The organism is Chryseobacterium sp. 'Rf worker isolate 10' (assembly GCF_050753305.1).
Lineage (GTDB): Bacteria > Bacteroidota > Bacteroidia > Flavobacteriales > Weeksellaceae > Chryseobacterium.
In genome coordinates this window covers 152,141-170,469 of sequence record NZ_JBOZOF010000001.1, presented here as the reverse complement: position 1 = coordinate 170,469, position 18,329 = coordinate 152,141, and the positions used below count along the sequence as shown (strand labels likewise).

Annotated in this window: 16 protein-coding genes; 2 read left to right on the top strand and 14 right to left on the bottom strand. The window is 35.2% G+C overall.

Annotated elements, in window-relative coordinates:
- Positions 1-5: 5 nt before the first annotated feature.
- The 8 genes from LKL37_RS00780 to queG all read right to left on the bottom strand — a co-directional run bounded on the left by LKL37_RS00780 (position 6) and on the right by queG (position 11,727).
- The gene (locus LKL37_RS00780) at positions 6-3,620 is read right to left on the bottom strand and encodes a DUF6443 domain-containing protein (protein WP_431608685.1); all 3,615 of its coding nucleotides are present in this window, start codon (positions 3,618-3,620) and stop codon (positions 6-8) included.
- A gap of 5 nt (positions 3,621-3,625) precedes the next feature.
- Positions 3,626-4,510: a hypothetical protein gene (locus tag LKL37_RS00775; protein ID WP_431608684.1), complete on the bottom strand. Its 885-nt coding sequence runs from the start codon at positions 4,508-4,510 to the stop codon at positions 3,626-3,628.
- Between the two features lie 96 nt (positions 4,511-4,606).
- Positions 4,607-6,430 (bottom strand): hypothetical protein, encoded by a 1,824-nt coding sequence (locus LKL37_RS00770; RefSeq protein WP_431608683.1) that lies wholly within the window; start codon positions 6,428-6,430, stop codon positions 4,607-4,609.
- A 4-nt stretch (positions 6,431-6,434) separates the two neighbouring features.
- Positions 6,435-8,087 carry a T9SS type A sorting domain-containing protein gene (locus LKL37_RS00765; protein ID WP_431608682.1) on the bottom strand — a complete coding sequence of 551 codons (1,653 nt, stop codon included), beginning with the start codon at positions 8,085-8,087 and terminating at the stop codon, positions 6,435-6,437.
- 513 nt (positions 8,088-8,600) lie between these two features.
- Positions 8,601-9,053 (bottom strand): SRPBCC family protein, encoded by a 453-nt coding sequence (locus tag LKL37_RS00760; protein WP_431608681.1) that lies wholly within the window; start codon positions 9,051-9,053, stop codon positions 8,601-8,603.
- 39 nt (positions 9,054-9,092) lie between these two features.
- Positions 9,093-9,740 (bottom strand): murein L,D-transpeptidase catalytic domain-containing protein, encoded by a 648-nt coding sequence (locus LKL37_RS00755; RefSeq protein WP_431608680.1) that lies wholly within the window; start codon positions 9,738-9,740, stop codon positions 9,093-9,095.
- A 3-nt stretch (positions 9,741-9,743) separates the two neighbouring features.
- Complete coding sequence (locus LKL37_RS00750) at positions 9,744-10,427, bottom strand: TIGR02117 family protein (RefSeq protein ID WP_431608679.1); 684 nt, start codon at positions 10,425-10,427, stop codon at positions 9,744-9,746.
- 361 nt (positions 10,428-10,788) lie between these two features.
- The gene (gene queG, locus LKL37_RS00745) at positions 10,789-11,727 is read right to left on the bottom strand and encodes a tRNA epoxyqueuosine(34) reductase QueG (protein ID WP_431610422.1); all 939 of its coding nucleotides are present in this window, start codon (positions 11,725-11,727) and stop codon (positions 10,789-10,791) included.
- Positions 11,728-11,891: 164 nt separating this feature from the next.
- On the opposite strand from queG, the gene LKL37_RS00740 reads away from it, so the two are divergent.
- Positions 11,892-12,191 carry a rhodanese-like domain-containing protein gene (locus LKL37_RS00740; protein ID WP_047377132.1) on the top strand — a complete coding sequence of 100 codons (300 nt, stop codon included), beginning with the start codon at positions 11,892-11,894 and terminating at the stop codon, positions 12,189-12,191.
- A 28-nt stretch (positions 12,192-12,219) separates the two neighbouring features.
- Positions 12,220-12,837: an HD domain-containing protein gene (locus tag LKL37_RS00735; protein WP_431608678.1), complete on the top strand. Its 618-nt coding sequence runs from the start codon at positions 12,220-12,222 to the stop codon at positions 12,835-12,837.
- Positions 12,838-12,924: 87 nt separating this feature from the next.
- Here LKL37_RS00735 and LKL37_RS00730 read toward each other — a convergent pair whose 3' ends face one another.
- The 6 genes from LKL37_RS00730 to gldD all read right to left on the bottom strand — a co-directional run bounded on the left by LKL37_RS00730 (position 12,925) and on the right by gldD (position 18,302).
- Positions 12,925-13,701: an alpha/beta fold hydrolase gene (locus LKL37_RS00730; RefSeq protein WP_431608677.1), complete on the bottom strand. Its 777-nt coding sequence runs from the start codon at positions 13,699-13,701 to the stop codon at positions 12,925-12,927.
- Between the two features lie 15 nt (positions 13,702-13,716).
- Positions 13,717-14,706, bottom strand: a complete 990-nt coding sequence (locus LKL37_RS00725) for an NAD(P)H-dependent flavin oxidoreductase (RefSeq protein ID WP_431608676.1) — start codon at positions 14,704-14,706, stop codon at positions 13,717-13,719.
- Positions 14,707-14,778: 72 nt separating this feature from the next.
- Positions 14,779-15,276: a hypothetical protein gene (locus LKL37_RS00720; RefSeq protein ID WP_431608675.1), complete on the bottom strand. Its 498-nt coding sequence runs from the start codon at positions 15,274-15,276 to the stop codon at positions 14,779-14,781.
- A gap of 63 nt (positions 15,277-15,339) precedes the next feature.
- Positions 15,340-16,707 carry a peptidylprolyl isomerase gene (locus LKL37_RS00715; RefSeq protein ID WP_431608674.1) on the bottom strand — a complete coding sequence of 456 codons (1,368 nt, stop codon included), beginning with the start codon at positions 16,705-16,707 and terminating at the stop codon, positions 15,340-15,342.
- A gap of 86 nt (positions 16,708-16,793) precedes the next feature.
- Positions 16,794-17,717, bottom strand: coding sequence for a PfkB family carbohydrate kinase (locus tag LKL37_RS00710; RefSeq protein WP_431608673.1), 924 nt, complete (start codon positions 17,715-17,717; stop codon positions 16,794-16,796).
- Between the two features lie 27 nt (positions 17,718-17,744).
- Positions 17,745-18,302, bottom strand: a complete 558-nt coding sequence (gene gldD, locus LKL37_RS00705; protein ID WP_105702962.1) for a gliding motility lipoprotein GldD — start codon at positions 18,300-18,302, stop codon at positions 17,745-17,747.
- Between the last annotated feature and the right edge of the window lie 27 nt (positions 18,303-18,329).

Below are 18,329 nucleotides of genomic sequence, written 5' to 3'. Positions count from 1 at the left end.
GTTTCTTATTGTTTTATTGGAATTTGCATATGAAATTTTTCTCTTAAACCCCTTACTATTTTCATACCTTCATCACCCGGGCAATAGCGATTATTAATTTTTTCTATATGTCCTCCAAGATATTGAATTCCATATTGATTATTTAAATAATTAACTAGATTTGTTAATGATTGTCTCATTTTTGGACTGGCTTCAGCACTTCCAAAATAGTATTTTTCTATTAAAAATTTTTTAAATACAAGCCCTTTATCTTGATGATCAAGATCTGCCATTAAAACAATTCCTATATTTGATGTATTAGCACCTTCAACGTGTGAACCTTTTATATATATAGGTCTTCCTTCATAAATATTCCCTTGACTATCTATCGCAAAATGATATGGTATGTCAGCATAACCTGCTGCTTGTTCTTCTATTTGCAATTGTTGGATATTCATATAATTATGTCTATTACCTGAATGATGTATAGTGATTGTATCATAATAAGCTGCTAAACTAACTGGTACCCCCTCCCAGCTTCTACCTTTTTTAATAGGATTTCTAGCCCCCCATTCTTCTCGTGAAATAATCTTAAGTCCATCTGCAAAATGTGAAAAATCAATTTCTTTGAAATAGTTAGTCCCAGGATCATTAAGATAAGCCATTATATCTTTATAAGCTTGCGTTTCTCCAAAAGTCGCTGTAGCCCCACCTCCGGTTCGTTTACCAATCCAATTATTTTCTATATATCCCGATGTGAAATTTCCACCTGCCGCTGCAAACCACCATGAGCCATCAGGTATATTGATTTCTAATCCTCCCTCATATGGTTTGTTTCTCATCCCATCAGGATCAGTAAACATTACGGGGTTATCTGCTCCGTAATGATAAGGGCTAAATCGTCTGAATCCCTCGGCTAATGGATCTATTACGCCCCATTTACCCAAATCCGGCATATACATTCTTGCTCCAAAATCATACATACCACTTTCCTGCAATTCTTTCCCGTTGTATTTGTAGCTATAGAAGCTTCCAAACGGAGAAAATGTATTCCCTATATGATTTAATCCGAAAGGATAATAATTATTGGTATCTAAAATTTCAGGATCGCCTGCGCTGTCTTTTGCAAAACTTACCCTGGTATTTCCAAGGTGGTCTTTATACTGGTAAATATAACGGTTTTCTGTGAAACTGTAATAGCCTTCCGCCGTAGCTACAAAATCAAGATTCCATTGTGGTGCAATCACTTTTCCTGTATCAGAAATCCCTTTGTAAGCCTGTTCTTCATAAGCATTACTTGTTCTACATGTTACACAGGTAGTTCCTTCTTCAAAAGTATATTGAAATCCATCCAGATAATCTGTGGTTTGAGTAGTCGTTCTTGCCACCCTTCCTGTTGTTGTAACAGTATAGATTTTTCTGTATTTGGTTCCATCTGCACGATATAAGTAATTAAGCTTATTATTAATAGGATTCCCAAATGCATTTTGTACAATGGTGAAAGTATCAGACAGGTTAAGGAAATTATAGCTGATAGATTGTATTCCTTTGTCCAGCATATCTTTCATATTTCCATTTACATCATAAGTAATGGTATTATTTCCCCCTTCATACCCCGAATCATTCAGTGCATTCTCCGTTACTTTAGTCAAGCGGTTTCCGGTATAATCATACACCAAATCATCTACTTGTGTAGCTGTTGTTCCAGATACAGGAAAAGCATTTCTTTTTAAGGTTTTAATATTTCCGTTCAGGTCATAAGTTAGATGCTCGTTATAATAATTGTTAAACGGTGCAGTAGTTCCTGGTTCAGAATACACAGCATCCTTCAGCCTGTTCAGCCCGTCATAGGTATAGGTATATCTTTTCTGTACGTTTTCCGAAGCATTCTGCCAGTCTATTTCAGCAATACTTCCATTGTATTTTCCTGAACCCACATTACTATATTCAGGATTGTTATATTTGATTCCATATCCGAATAATTTCCCGTTCAGATTAACAGGATCATTGATCTTAATGAGAGAACCTCTGATATTATAAGCATAGTCTATACTTTGAAGAGGTGTAGAAGGGTTTGTTCCTCCTACCTTTTTATTTTTCAGCTGAGATAATTCATTATATTCATTCTGAGACAGAATTTCTATTGGATTATTATCAACCTGATGCCTGTGTACCAATAGCCTGTTCTGATTATCATAGTCGAAAAATTGGGTGATAATTCTTTCCGGATCACTTTGTAATCTTTTGTGATAGACTTTACTTTGAATGGTAGTACCTGCAAAATCTAATTTTGTTTCTGTTTTCGTATATCCTCCCAAATGATTGATCGTATGGCTTCCTATAATCCTCGATTTAGAATCATACCAGGTCCAGTTGTAAGTCCAGTTATCATTATTAATATTCTTTACATAAGAAGCAGTGGGAAGGTTTTTGGTATTTTGAGAAGCACTCATATTATCCCATATTACATCCTGTCCGAAAATAGGAACTGGTTTAGGAGGAGTTCCTTGTGGATAAGTATCATAATAATTGACACTTAGAATTACCGGTGTTTCACTGTTAAAATAACTCTCTGTATAATAAACCGCAGTCCCGCTCCTGAAAAAACCAGTTGTATCTCTTTTTTCAGTAATGATAATATTTTTCAGATCGTTTTGCCTCGCAGCTCTATCTCCCCCGTTTATAAATCCCGTATAGGCTAGCCTTCCAAATTCATCATACTTGGTCATCATCCATTGGTTATTTTGCTTCATATTGGTGTCACGGGAAAGAATTAGTCGGTCAGCCTTATCATATACCATATATTCCCAATCTTTTCCTGGAAGTTTTTTTTCTACCAGCCTTCCTAAACTATCATACCGATACTGATAGCAAAGGTTGTTCAATGCATTCTGATCTACTGCTGCTTTTGCGGCTAATGGTGTAATCACAAATACCTGCATTCCAAAATCATTATAAACGTAATAAGTGTCTATATTCTGTGTTCCATCATTTTTACGGATAAGAAGAGTTTGCCCTGTAGTATTTTTAAATTCAATTGTAGTATTACCATCACTATCTGTGGAGGATGTCTTCATCAGTTGGTCAGGCCCATAAGTTCCACTTTCAACCAATTCAGAATAAGTCGCTTCATCAACCCAGGAATTGATAACAGTATATTTTTTCACTTCTCCGGCAATATTTGCACTATATTCCATCTGTACAGGATGCAGTGTCCAATCATTTCCTAAAGGCGTAATCTTATCAACCCTGCTTAAAGGAGAATTTTCAAACTGTTTTTCCGAATAAATTTTCTCCTGCCCAAATACTGCGGAAGCATTGGATAACGGAGCTGTATAAAAAGCCCCATTCTGTGTTGTATTCTGTGGGATTGGAAGATACTCTTTAGCTACTCTTCCAAATGCATCATACTCTATATGATTAACGATATCTTTTCCGGATGGCGTAGCCTTAATTGCTACCGTTTGCTTTACATTTCCAAGACCATCAAAGTATTGTATTGCTTCTGACTTTTTAATGCAGTCTCCATCAAGACAAGTTTTGGTGTATACATAATTTTCAGTAATGGTAGCATTCAGGGTCTGTGCATAAGAATATCCCGATATCCATAAAATACTGAATATATTTAAAATTCTTTTCATCGGTATTAGTGTTTATAATTATATTGATATTCTTTAATTGTTTTACCTTCTGAATCTATTGTTTTTATTAACCTGTTTGAGATATCATATACATAGGTCAATTTTACACCATTGGCCGAAACTGTTTGTGTAGTACCAATTAGTGGATCATAAGTATAAACAGCAACCGGTTTTGACTGTAATGCAGGATCTTTTCGTAAGTTTTCTAAAGCCTGCAATAAAGACACTTCATTAGCAGGATTATCCGCATCCGCATTAGATGCATTTACAGCAGCAAGAACGGACGGTAAAGTAGAGATCTGATTGTAAGTTACCCCTGTAATCTGAGCAATAGGCTGGGTCTGATAGTAACCCCATATTGTAGTAGTAGGAATTCCATTTTTTCCTGTTATTTCCACCAAATTTCCATTACTGTCATATTTATTAAATGTCATTATTGTAACAGGTGCCATGTTTTTCAAATCGTAAGTAACCACAGAAGAAGGATTCAGATGATCCGCAGAATCATATTTGGTTTCTCCTTTGCTGGTGATGCTTCCATTTATTTTGGTTTCTAACAGAATAGGAATTGAAAGCATATTGGCATTAATCAAACGGGTAATTGAAAGATCAAATGGGTACTTTATGCTTTTTTCTGTAATTTTTCCATCCGGAGAAGTATTCTTTGTATAAGCAGGCTGGAAATTAGAAGCGTTAAAAGTAGTTTCAGTAATATCTTTCAAGCTGCTTCCATTGGAATAAAATGTTTTAGATGTTGTTGTAGTTGATTTTAACCAAGCAGCTTTTGAAACATATCCCATACATAAATAGTATTCGCCTGCACTCGGTATTTCTGCCAATTCATACTCCATACTCTCGCTCGAAAGCATCTGATTTTGTTGGTTAAACATTTCTTTTTTTATTAAAAGCCCCGAAGAAACAATGTTATAGTAAGGTTTATACAGGGTATTACTGCTTGTATAATCATCCGGGGTTTTAAAATAATATTAGGTATAACCCAGATTTCCTGAGCTTCCCTCATATATCTCCTTTACGTTACTATACAATACAGTTTGATTCAGATTTCCAGACTCTTCATTGCAGACTTCTCCAAAAAATAACTTTCCACTAGAATCATTATTATTGAATGAATCATATTTGTAAGACATGGCTTTTTTTACTGTATTATCTGCATCGTAATATTTTATATTGGCAATTCGGGCTCCTATTTTCGATGGAGTAGTATTTTTGTATGGAGTAGATAAGTTTGAGATTATATAATTTTGGATGCTTCCATTCCCGTTTCCACTGATTTGCAATGTATAGGTTCCAGGGGTTAAATTATAATATTTAACATTTTCTGAACAGCCATTAGCAACTCCTATAACTTCATTTCCTGTTGATCTTAGTAATTTATAGGTTGGCGGGAGAATAATATTGCCGTGAATGTTTACGATTTCGTAAACCTCATCAATTAAAAGTTTAATAAAAAAACGTTGCGACGTTGATACCTGAAATGTATAACTCCTACTGTTATTTGTATTATAATTAACTGTATTGGTAAGACTTAAATATTGTAGCGTAGGATCGGTAATTTGATTGGTGTTAAGTTGTGAATTATTTTTATTTTCATAAACTTCATTAGCCTCAAAATTATATACTACATATCCCCCTTCAGGTAAAGTCATTTTTTTGAGGAGTCCTAAGGTATATGTTTTAGGATTAGTTTTTGCGTTGTCAGGGCACAAAAAATTCCCGTATTCGTCAGGATTTGGAGAAGCTCCATAATTGGTTTCTGAACCTGCCTCATCATATGTAAATTGCCTTCTTTCAATAACGTTTTGATTCCTGTCTAGTTTTTGAATAGATAATAGTGTTCTTTTTCCTTTATTAACATTAACTGGATAAGTGGAACTCGAAAAACTCTCATAGTCAAAACTATACTTAGTAATTAGATGAGACGACATATCTAACAAACTAATGCTTCTGATAATATAAGGGTCATCATCAGTAATTCCTTTGTATACATTTTCAAAAGTGATTTTTCCATAGGAAGTAGTAATACTTTCCATCTTACAGTTCTGATATAATAAAATACTACTATTATCTACATTTTTACTGTTTTTCTGGTAGTTGAAACTAGCTATCGTAATATTATTTTCATCAATAACCTTTGTTAAATAGAAGGCAGATTTATAATTGAAACCTTTAGGACTTGTATCAAATCTTGCAACACTGTAATCCTCAAACACATATTTAAATCCTTTGCTGTCAGTTATTTTAAAAGAGTTAAGGACAAGTGTCGCAGTATTAGAATCTCTTGTGTATTCTATTTTAACATTACTTCCTGAAATATTATTCAGCGTAAAAGTATTGTTAATGGTATCTCTGACAAATTTAAATTTTCCTGAATTACCCGGTAAATCATAATAATAAATGTCATCAAATAAATTCTTTTTGTAACTTGATTTTGTAGCATCATAATTGAATTCATCTACAGATCCATTAATTACTCTTGAAATAACAGCACCTCCTTTTAAAAGAGACCACCCAAGACCAACTTCACTAGCGGGCATATCCTGTCCTGTATTATAGGTATGATAGTTCAATGATGTAGCAATCTCAAAGTCTTTATTTCCCGTAGGTAATGATAATAAGGGAATTCCAATATTGGGAACACCAGTAGATAAAGAGACAGGAGTGTTTACATAAGACGAAAAAGAAGAAGCTGATGGTACAGGCTGGGCTGTATCCCCATAATTCCTTTCAATCTGCGATTTTCCTAAATTAAAGATTAGAAAAATCAGAGCTAAAGTAATTTTCTTAAACATGGTTTTATTTCTTGATTAATTTGGCGTTTGCCGTTTTATTATTATCAGTTTTTATAGTGATCAAATAAGCTCCCTGAACCAAAGCCTGAGTATTGATTTTGGTCACTTTGTTCTTTGTTTTAATACTTTGCAGCTGTCTTCCACTCATGTCGTACAACAGAATATCAGCATCTTTGAAGCCCTGTTCTGAGCCTGTCGAAGAATCAAAACCAATTTCTACGTAAGCATAATCTGAAACAGGGTTTGGATAGATCTTAATATCATATTTTTCAATCAGTTGATCAACCTGTTTGTCTCCCAGTTTTACAATCTTCCAGTTTTCTTTGCCTAATTCTTCTGCACTGGTTCCGGCCAGAACAATTGAACCGTCTCTATTGAGTTTTAAATCGGAAAGTCTTTCCTCTTTTTGTCTGGATTCTCCTTTCACATGTTTTCTCCACTGTTCATTTCCGTTTTGATCGAGATATAACATCCAAAAAGTTTCATCATCAGTTTGGATTCTTCCTTCAGCTTGGGTATAACCTCCTAATAGAATGCCTTTAGATAATTTGTCATCTGCTGAATGCAGAACACTTATTCCCATCAAAATATCACGGTTTTTGAAATTGTAGGATTTCTGCCACTGTTCATCCCCTCTTTCATTTAAAGCAATTAACCAAAGATCTGTTCCTTCTTCAGTACCTACAGTCTTATTTCCCGATCTTTCTGATCTTGATTCTCCGCCAATGATAAAGCCGTTTGAAGTTAATGCCAATGTTCTGATATGATCATCTGCTTTCCCTCCGAAATTCTTCTCCCATTCTATTTTTCCGGTTTTGTCTAGCTTAACAATCCAGTAATCTCCTTCGCCGAAGTTTTCCGTGGATTTTGCATTTCGGGATACGAGATTCGAGTTTTGAACGTTGGACACAGAACCTGCACCTCGCATCTCGGAACCTTTTTCAGATCCCGAAACACGAACCTCGGAACTCCTTGAATAGATACCCAATAATGCTCCTCCATCTTTCGTTGGAATCATTTTTTCAACTTCATCTAAACCTTTTCCACCTAAAATTAATTGGGAGAGTTCTTTTCCGTCTTTATCTAGTCTTGTAATCCAGACATCTTTGGAACCATAGCCTTTTGAAGAATTCTGTACATTACCAGCAATAAAGAATCCTAAATCTGTTGTTTGAATCACAGCTCTGGCTTCTTCATCAGAAGAACTTCCTAAGGTTTTCTGCCATAATTCGTCTCCAAATTCATTGATTCTGATCAGCCAGATATCAGATCCTCCTTTGGAATCTTCTTTTTTATCCAGTCCTTTTCCTGAATAAGAGGTTCCGGCTAATAAAAATCCGCCATCCTGAGTAGTAACTGTTGCTGATAGATAATCATGATTATGTCCTGAGAAATATTTTTCCCAAACTTCTTCTCCCTGCTGATTCAGTTTTACCAGGTGAAAATCGTAACCGTTGTTTTGCTTACTTGTAGAAGTCTGCTGTTTATTACTCTGAATTGAGCTTCCTGTGATCAAATACTGTTGATCGATAGTTGTGGTGACCTGGTTTAGAAAATCCTGGGTAGAGGATTTGATATCTTTTTGCCATACCACTTGCTGAGCAGACATGCTCAAGGTTACGCATACAGTAAGCGCACCGAGATAAAGTTTTCTCATTTCAATGTTGTTTTTTAAAGTTATTAATCCGTTTATTTAAAACTGCGCGAATTTAACACTTTTTAAGACATGACAATTAAATTAATGTGATATGCTTTAAATCATACTATTAATAATTGAATACTGTTTAAAATGTATTAAAGTTTATTTTGTTTTGATGTAAAATTATTTACACCCGGCGACAGAACTTGGCGTATTTTAGTATTTGATAAAAAACAGGAATAAAATAATAGAACTAGAACACTTGATACGATAGAAAAATATATGGCTATAATCTATCATTAAGAAAGTACCGCCATATTCAACAAGCAAATAGAAAATAGCATACACAGAACGAAAATATCACTATTATTCATCTTAAAAATTAGCATTTTCCTTTGTAAATATAGCTAATGCCATTATTTCTTCGTTAAAATATTAGGTTTTGGCTGAAGCCAATTGAAATTTTGTTTTTTTATTAAACGGAACTCCCTTCGTCTAGGCTCAGGATTATAGCCCGTTTCTATTGAATCATTAAAACGATTTACTCAATATTCTGAAGCGGTAATCAAAAATATGTTCCAGTTTTTTTCTTACGAAAAGGCGATGTGCAATTTCACCTAAAAATCCCATGGGAAGTTCATAATCTATAGTGTCTCTCATCAGAACGCCTTCGGCATTGGGAATAAATTCATGGTGGTGGTTCCATAGTTTGTACGGGCCTTTTTTCTGAAAATCGGTGAAGCTTTTCTGGAAATCAACCTGAGTTATTTCAGTCTTCCACTTCATTTTAATTCCGAATAATGGGGAAACATAATAATCGATGGTCATTCCTTCATAGATTTCATCATCTTCCATTTCCGTTAATACAATAAAGCCCATGTCTTTCGGAGTAATTTCTGAAAGATTGTTAGCTGAAGAAAAGAATTTCCAGGCAGTTTCTATATCACAATTGAGCTGTTGTTCACGGAAAAGCGTATGTTTCATAAGTCCGAAGATTGTATGAAACAAATGTATGACAAAGATTTAATTATAAATCCACATCAGTACAGGTTTTCCTGATTTCTGAATCATCGGATCAATTTCCTTCATTGCGTTATTAGAAACGGTGGGGCAGCCCCAGCCTTCCGGTGACCCTTTTGGAAATACTTCATTATCACTCATCATATTCCAGGAATGAAAGACAATGAATCTTTTTAATGCATTACTGTTGGTTTCTTCAAAGCCATGCATCAGGTATTTGATATTGATTCCCCAATCGCTGTAACCCCTTCCTTCCAATTTATATTTTCCCAGAGATGAAAGGTGGCTTCCGTCTTCATTACTGAATCCGGCATTTGCTTTAGATTGATCTTTACTCCAAGCATTAGAACCGCAGCCATGCCCTACCAGATATTTTTTTGAAACTTTATTATTTTTAAAATCCCAAACAAAAAAACGGTTAACACCTGAATGAAGACTCATATCAATCAGGATACAGAAATCTTTATTAAAGTTCTTTGAAGCACAGAATTTCAAAGCTTCCTCTGCTTTTATTTTGAGTTTGGAAAGATCGGCCTCCGGTCGTTTTTCTGCAACGACAGGTATTGCTGCTGCATTTATTGTATTGGTTTTTCTTTCCTGAGAACATGAACATATCCAAAAGGCGATGAAAAACAGATAAATCCTCTTCATGTATTATTTATAGTGTTGAAAAATTCCGAAATCTGAAGGTGTCCAAAGTGCAGCTTTTTGTCCTGCCGCTTTTAAAGCGTTATTTGACCAGGTATTGCATGTATAAAGAAAGCTGTAAGTACCTTTAGCATCGTAAAAAGCGTCATTATCACTATACACAGCATTGGTAGGGATCAGCATGAAGTTTCCATTTTGATCTCTGTCAAATTTATCTTCTACATACTTTACAAGATTTTCGTACTGGCTTCTGCTGATCATGATCATTTTACAATCATCTCCTTCTTTCATAGTATTATAATAAGTACAATGCATCGCAGAATCACTTAGCCAGAATGCAGCCTTTACAGCTGTTGAAAATTTCAGATCTGCCCAGGTAGGTGTATCAAGGTAGAATCCTTTGTCTCCCCATCCTATTCCGATGTACTGATAATCTGTCTTTTTTGATTTTGTATTGGCAAAAGGAATTTTCAGACTCCAGTCCTGCAGATCATTTCTTACAGGCATTACGATATCGGTATGTACTCCGTTGGTATAAATATAGATCGGTATCTCTTTCTTCTGACCATCATCTTTTGCAGAAACAGGAATATAAGGAATCAGCAGCCCAAGGATGACATAAATAATCACAATTCCTAAAATAATTCCTATCACTTTCAGGAGATACATTAATACAGTTTTCACAGTCATGTTTTTTAATAAAATTTAATCTTTAATTTTTAGTAAAAGTATTTGTTTTAATCGAAAAATTGGCTATATTTAGTTACGAAATATTCATAAATATGCGTAAAAATACTAAATCCCAAAAAAGATTTAAAGTAAGAGTAAAAACTGCTCCTAAAAGAATACAAAAAAAACGTTGATTTTCTGTGAGATTCTGATCTCCTGAAAATCTTTTTTTCTTCATAGGAAAGGCTTTTCAAGAAACTTATTGATGTAAATCTTTACCTCCTTAAAGCTAAAAAATTTAAGGAATGGTCGACTATCCGCTCTGGTTTGGAACTATCAAAAATTCCGAAGGAGGAATTGTCACCAAAAGTTTAGGGAAAAATCAGTCAGAAGACTTCTCCAAAAACTCAATATTTCTCTTGAGCCCTGCAAATTTGGTCCTTTTCACGGGGGACTTTCTGAAGATTTCAGAGAAAATTTCCTGGGTAAGTTCTTTCCATTCTCCTTTTTTAAAGTTTTTCAAAGCTTCATTAGGTTTGAAACGGCTTTGTTTGTTGGGAGCTGAGAAACGGTTCCATGGACATACATCCTGGCAGATATCGCAGCCGAACATCCAGTCTTCCATTTTATCTTTGAAATGGCCAGGAATTTCGTCTTTCAATTCTATGGTTGCATAAGAAATGCATCGGCTTCCATCTATAATTTTTTCAGAAACAATGGCATCCGTAGGACATGCGTCAATACATTTTCTACAGCTTCCGCAGTGATCTGTGGTGGCATGATCCGGGATAAGCTCCAGATCACAGATAATTTCTGCCAGAAAATAAAAAGAACCGCTTTGTTTGGTAATAAGATTGGCATTTTTACCTACCCAGCCTATTCCTGATTTTTTAGCCCAGGCTCTTTCTAAAACCGGTGCAGAATCTACAAAAACACGGAATCCAAATTCTCCTATTTCTTCCTGAAGTTCAGCCACCATTTCACGGAGTATTTCTTTGATAACTTCGTGATAGTCTTCTGCATAAGCATATTTTGAGATTTTATAATTCTCTAATATTGAAATTTTTTCTTCAGGAAAGTAGTTGTAGGAAAGTGAAATGACAGATTTAGAGCCTTCCACCAAAAGCCGTGGATCAAGTCTTTTGTCAAAATGATTTTCCATGTATTTCATTTCGCCGTTATAGTTGTTCTTCAACCATTTTTCAAGACGGGGTGCTTCTTCTTCCAGAAAATCAGCCTTGGAAATTCCACAATTCTGGAACCCAAAACTTTTTGCCTTGGATTTTATCAGTTGGGAATATTTTTCAGCGCCTGCATTCATAATTTCACACTGCAAAATTAAGATTATTTTATTAATCTTCTGATTTTGGAGGAAGTTCATACCACAACTGGTTTCTTTTCTGAAAAATTATGTTTTCATTAGGATTTTTTTCAAAAAAAAATTGCGTAATTTCGTTTCTAATTTAATGTTTAAACCTAACAACTATGTCTTTAATAGAAGTAATACAATCCGGAAACTATGAATTAATCGACGTTCGTGAGCCAATGGAGCTTGAAATGGACGGTAATATAGATGGTGCTAAGAATATTCCTCTAGGTGAAGTAGAAGATAGACAGGATGAGATTCTTTCTATTGAAAAACCGGTAATCTTATTCTGCAGAAGTGGAAACAGAAGCGGAAAAGCATTGGATTATCTTAACGCTCAAGGATTAAAGGACGGTTATAACGGCGGAGGCTGGGCTGAGCTAAAGGCTGTTCTGGAAGCAAATCAGGGAACTTTTTAAAAGTTCCTTTTTTTATACCCTTATTTCTATGAATCTGAAAAATCAATTTGAAGAGCTCTGTTCTCCGTTTACAGAAGATGGGCAATTAATCGCCAGTCTGTGGAAGGAAATTGAAACCAAATATTCTGAAAAAGGCAGACATTATCACAATCTTCTTCATCTTGAAAATATGTTTCGTGAGTTTGAAGCAGTGAAGATGAACATATCAGATTTTTCAGCTCTTTCTTTTTCGGTTTTCTACCATGATGTGATCTATGATGCAACTTCCAAAGCTAATGAAGAAAAAAGTGCTGCAAAGGCAGAAAAAAGGCTTACTAAACTTCATCTCCATCAAAATAAAATTTCAATAATCTCAGAGCAGATTCTTGCTACAAAATATCATCAGCGTTCTGATCAGAAAGACACCAATTATCTTTTGGATGCTGATCTTTCTGTATTGGGGAAAGATTTTGAAACCTATCTGGAGTACACTCAAAATATCAGAAAAGAATATTCTATTTACCCTGATTTTCTTTATAAACCGGGAAGGAAAAAAGTTCTTAAGCATTTTCTGGAGCTTGAAAGTATCTTTAAAACAGAGCATTTTAAAGAAAAATATGAAGTTCAGGCAAAGGAAAATATTGCAGCCGAACTTCAGTTACTTTAATTCAACAGTATCATCTTTAAGTTGTATCATTGAAAAAGACATCCTGATTACGAGATGTCTTATAAATATTGTGCAGAAAATTACTGATTAAGAATTTTTACCAATAAATTCTGTTGCTTTTTTCAATACAAGTTCAGGAACTTCTTTATGAGGCGTATGCCCTACACCTGGAATGATATATTTTTCTGCACTTCCACTCACTTGGGTCACTGTTTTTTCGACCTGGTCTAATGTTCCATATTCATCGGATTCTCCCTGGATGAATAACAATGGACAGGTAATATGCTTCAAAAGGTGTTCAATATTCCAGCTTCTGTAATCATCGCGGGTCCATGTTTCTGTCCAGGCTTTGAAAAGCATTTCTACTTTATCCCCATGATATTTTTGTAAACGTTCTGCAAGATTAGTTGTTTTGTAGGCATCCCATGCGTCATAAACTCCTTTCAATGTTACGTCTTCCACAAAGATATGCCCTGCTTCACAAATAACGGCTCTTACCCATTCCGGATAAACGGCTGCCATAATCAGAGCGATTGTTCCTCCATCACTATGTCCAAATAAAATAACATCTTCAATATCAGGTTCAATTTCAAGCAAGAGTTCATTCAATACATCGGCTTCTAGTGCCATATAATTCACTGATCTTTCATGAGTAGGCATGGGGTCTGATTTTCCATATCCTAAACGGTCATAGACCAGAATATTGCATCCTGTAACCTCAGACAGTTTAGCAGGAAAGTCTCTCCAAAGCTGTACTGAACCAAGTGAATCATGCAGAAAAACAATGGTAGGTCTGCCCTCAAACGGGTTATGGTGTTTTATATATAATTTATTTCCCTTTACATCAATTATTCTTCCTTCCATTGAATAAAATTATATTTAAAAAGTGGGTATTTTCGTTTCTTCGAATTCTTTTAATAAGTGACTGAAAACAGTTTCTACCGGAAGAATTTCATCAATTAAAGCAGATACCTGACCAATTTCCAGCTCTCCATCTTCCATATCACCTTCAAACATTCCTCGTTTTGCTCTGGCTCTTCCTAATGAGGCAATTAAAGCTTCTTTATCTCTTCCGGTTATATAAATATCTTCCAGCTCATTGAAGAATTTATTTTTAACCATTCTTACAGGTGCCAGTTCTTTCAATGTAAGATGGGTATCTCCTTCCTGTAATTCTGTGATTTTCTTTTTCCAGTTTTCGTGGGCACTTGCTTCTGTAGTAGCTGCAAAACGGGAACCGATCTGTACACCGTCTGCCCCAAGAATCATTGCGGCTTTCATCTGTGAGCCTAAGGCAATTCCACCTGCAGCGATTAAGGGTTTAGAAATATGTTTTTTTACATTCGGAATAAGGCAGAAGGTGGTTGTTTCATCTCTTCCGTTGTGACCTCCTGCTTCGAAGCCTTCCGCAACGATGGCATCTACTCCTGCATCTTCGCATTTCACAGCAAATTTGGTAGACGAAACCACGTGAGCTACTTTTATTCCTTCTTTCTGAAGGGTTTCCGTATAGGTTTTTGGATTACCTGCTGATGTAAATACAATTTTCACTCCTTCTTCAAGAATGATCTGAATGATTTCCTCAATATTAGGATACAACATCGGTACATTTACACCAAACGGTTTATCAGTTGCCAGTTTACATTTCCGGATATTTTCTCTCAAAATGTCAGGATACATACTTCCTGCTCCTATGATCCCCAATCCACCACAGTTGGAAACAGCAGAAGCAAGTCTCCATCCTGAGTGCCAGATCATACCTGCCTGGATAATTGGATATTTAATATTAAAAAGATGTGAAATTCTATTTTGGGTTGCCTCCATGTCATGAAGTTTTTTTGCAGCGTTAAAATCTATAAAATTGCTCATGTGTAAAAATAATAAAAACAACGATTTCCAGAGCCTTTCATGATTAAAAAATATACAGAAAACCTCACATTATTATTTTTTGTACCGCTCTAAAATCCTGTCGATTATAAAACTTATTTTGAAAAATTTTTGAGCAAGTTCATGAATGTTCTTTTCTATATCATCAATGTTTAATTCTATCCAGCCCTGCATCAATGTCAGTGGGCCATAATCTACACTTACATTGGGCCAGTCTTTCTGGTATAATAAAAACTCTTTCCTGAAATTTTGAGCAAAATCTCTGGCGGGTATTTTATAGTCTTTCAAAGCTCTTAGTTTAAGGGCATGAATGTTATAATAGATCTTATTTTTCCGGATCGTCTCATCATTTACCCAAATCGAAAAGAAAATTCGTCCCACAGCATTTAAAGGCGACAAAAGATCTCCGGACCATTCCGGTTTATAAACTTTAAGTGCTACAGATTCTAAAATGGTACCAACAGATAATTCCAGTCTGTATTTACTAAGTGTTTCTTCAGGAATTTCAGATGCAGCAAGATAAAATTTTTCAAGGTAAAGAGTATAATCCATATGCTCAGTTTTTGTAAATATATCAATAAAAAAAACCTTCAGAAGTTCTGAAGGTTTTTTTTATTATTTTGCCATGGATTGTTTGTTCCAGTTCGACTTAAAGTTACAGCTGCCGTAACGTTTGTCGATTGAAATAAAGGTGGTTGGCAACTTAGAATTGACAAACTTTTCAACCATTTCACTTTTCTTTTTGTTCAGTGCCATCTGCTTGATTCTACTGAAATCTGTTTCCAGTGTAATCTGGTGAGACGGAATCACCTCTTCAATTTTAATGATCTTGATCTGCTTTCTTTTGTTTTCTTCATCTTCGAAAGCGGTAGTGATGTCTCCTTTGTTCAATCCTGCTAATTCGTAGCTGATTGTTCCGGGAATACTTTCTCTTTCAATTTTATCAGAACCATCTGCTCCAGGAATTATCCCGGCGTTGAATTTTGTTCTTTTATCATCAGAAAATTTAAAAGCAGCATCTTTAAATGTCATTTTCCCATCTGCAATCAGACCTCTGATGCTGTCTAATTTTGCTTTTGCAGTTTTAATCTCATCATCAGTAGGTACTGCTTTTAACAAGATATGTCTTGCATCATATACTTTACCTGATCTTTTTAACAACTGGATAATATGGAATCCGAATTCAGATTCAATAGGATCGGAAATTTCATTTTCCTGAAGGTTCAGTGCAGCGGCTTCGAATGGCTTAACCATCTGTCCTTTATTGATATTTTTATATAAACCTCCGTTGGCAGCAGACCCTTCATCTTCAGAATAAATTCTTGCCTGGCTTTCAAAAGTTTCACCTCCTTCAATATCTTTTTTGATTTTTTTCAACCTGTTGATCAGATCTTGTTTATGAGCTTCCGTTAATGTAGGATAGATCATAATCTGAGCCAGGGTAACTTCATCTTTTATCTGTGGCAGCTGCGTTTTATACATATTATAAAAATCAGTTACCTCATTTGGAGTTACGTCTGCTTTATCAGTAACTCTCTGGTATTTTGCCTGTCCGTAATACTGGTCTGTATCTATTTTCTCAATAGCATTTTTCAGTTCATAAGCATTTCTGAACTTATAGGCTGCAAGCATTGTCTTTTCATCCGGAAATTGAGAAAGCATCTGACGATATTTTGCATTAGCCTGTTCTTTGATTGCTGCAGAACGGTTTTCAATTAAGGTATCTTTTTTTGCTTCGTATACAAGAAGCTTGTTGCTGATAAGGTTTTCCAGGAACTCACATTTGTCTGTATTCGCAGCTCCCTGTTGTTTTCCATAATTCATCTGCTCGTTTACATCAGATTCCAAAACAATCTCATTCCCGATAACAGCTGCAATACCATCCACCAAATCTCCTTGTTTTAGCTGGGCATTCATCATATTTGAAGAGAATATCATGATGAAAATCCCAAGGAGAAAAGTGATTTTTAGTTTATTTGTCATTTTACTATTTTAACAAGTTGCAAATTTAGAATTCTTAACGAATTTCACTCAATTTTTTATTATAAATATTTCTTAAAAAGACTTATTTACTGCAGTTCAACATCAAAAGTGGTCAATTCTTTGAATTGTCTCAATCTGTTGAACATATCTGCTTCGCTTACTTCTTCTATTCTTTCTGTTCCGAATTTTTCTACGGTGAAAGAAGCCATTGCAGATCCTACGATAAGAGCAGATTTCATTGTTTCGAAATCAATTTTCTCTTTTTTAGCAAGGTATGCAGCAAATCCTCCTGCAAATGTATCACCAGCTCCTGTTGGATCAAAAACATCTTCCAACGGAAGTGCAGGAATAGCAAATACTTTATTATCATGGAAAAGTAAAGCTCCGTGTTCTCCTTTTTTGATGATTACGTAATCAGGACCCATTGTGTGAATCTTCTTAGCAGCTTTTACTAAAGAATATTCTCCTGAAAGCTGTCTTGCTTCTTCATCATTGATGGTAATAACGTCTGTTTTAGCAATCATATCCATTAAGATATCCCATGCAGAATCCATCCAGAAATTCATGGTATCAAGGATAACCAGTTTAGGACGGTTGTTCATTTTTTCAAGTACAGATAACTGAACTCCCGGGTGTAGGTTTCCAAGTAATAAAATTTCGGCATCCTGCATTGAATCCGGGATTTTCGGATCAAAATTCTCCAAAACATTTACTTCTGTAGCCAACGTATCTCTTGTGTTCAGGTCATTATGGTATTTTCCGGACCAGAAGAACGTTTTTCCTTCTTTTACGATTTCAATTCCTTCGATGTTTACATCTCTGTTGGTGAACATATCAAGATGTTCTTGTGGAAAGTCTCCTCCTACTACAGAAACAATTCCGGATTTAACGCCTAAAATTGATGAAGTGATTCCGATATAAGTGGCTGCACCTCCTAAAATTTTGTCCGTTTTACCAAATGGTGTTTCAATTGCATCAAATGCAACACTTCCTACAACTAAAAGTTTCATATATTTTTCAATGTATATTAAAAGTAATTATTTTTTCCATTCAAAAGTGTCCAGCAGGTGTTTCATATCATTTTTGATATAGTTCACTGCAGGCGCCAGAGAATCCGGTTTCGGTCTCGTATTAAAGTATAAGTAAGCAGTAACGAAGTGTTTCGTACTGTCTGTAATGTAAAACTGAAGATTGGAAGCACTCTGCCCTTTCAGCTCATAGAAGTTCCCGTATACTTTCTTTTCAGGGTATTCGAAGGATTTTGTATCTATGGAGCTGGCTTTAATGGTATGTTCGTATACCATTTTTTCTGCTTCTTTGATGTGATCTGCAAAGTCGTTTTGTATAGGGTAATAGGTAACGAAAAGCTTTGCCTTCATTTTAGGATAATTCAGATAGAACCAGCAAGGCTTTTTTGCGGGTGCTATTGATGCAAATTCCGAATATTCGAAGGTATAGGCACAATCGTTTTCAAACTTTTGGTATTTCGGTGCAGGATATTCAAGACGCAGTTCTCCATAAGGTTTTGGTGAAGGGTCTTTTCCACATGAAATTAAAAGCAGTGATACAAAAATAAAAATGACTTTTTTAATCATTTTGCAAAAGTACAAATTAGATTTCAG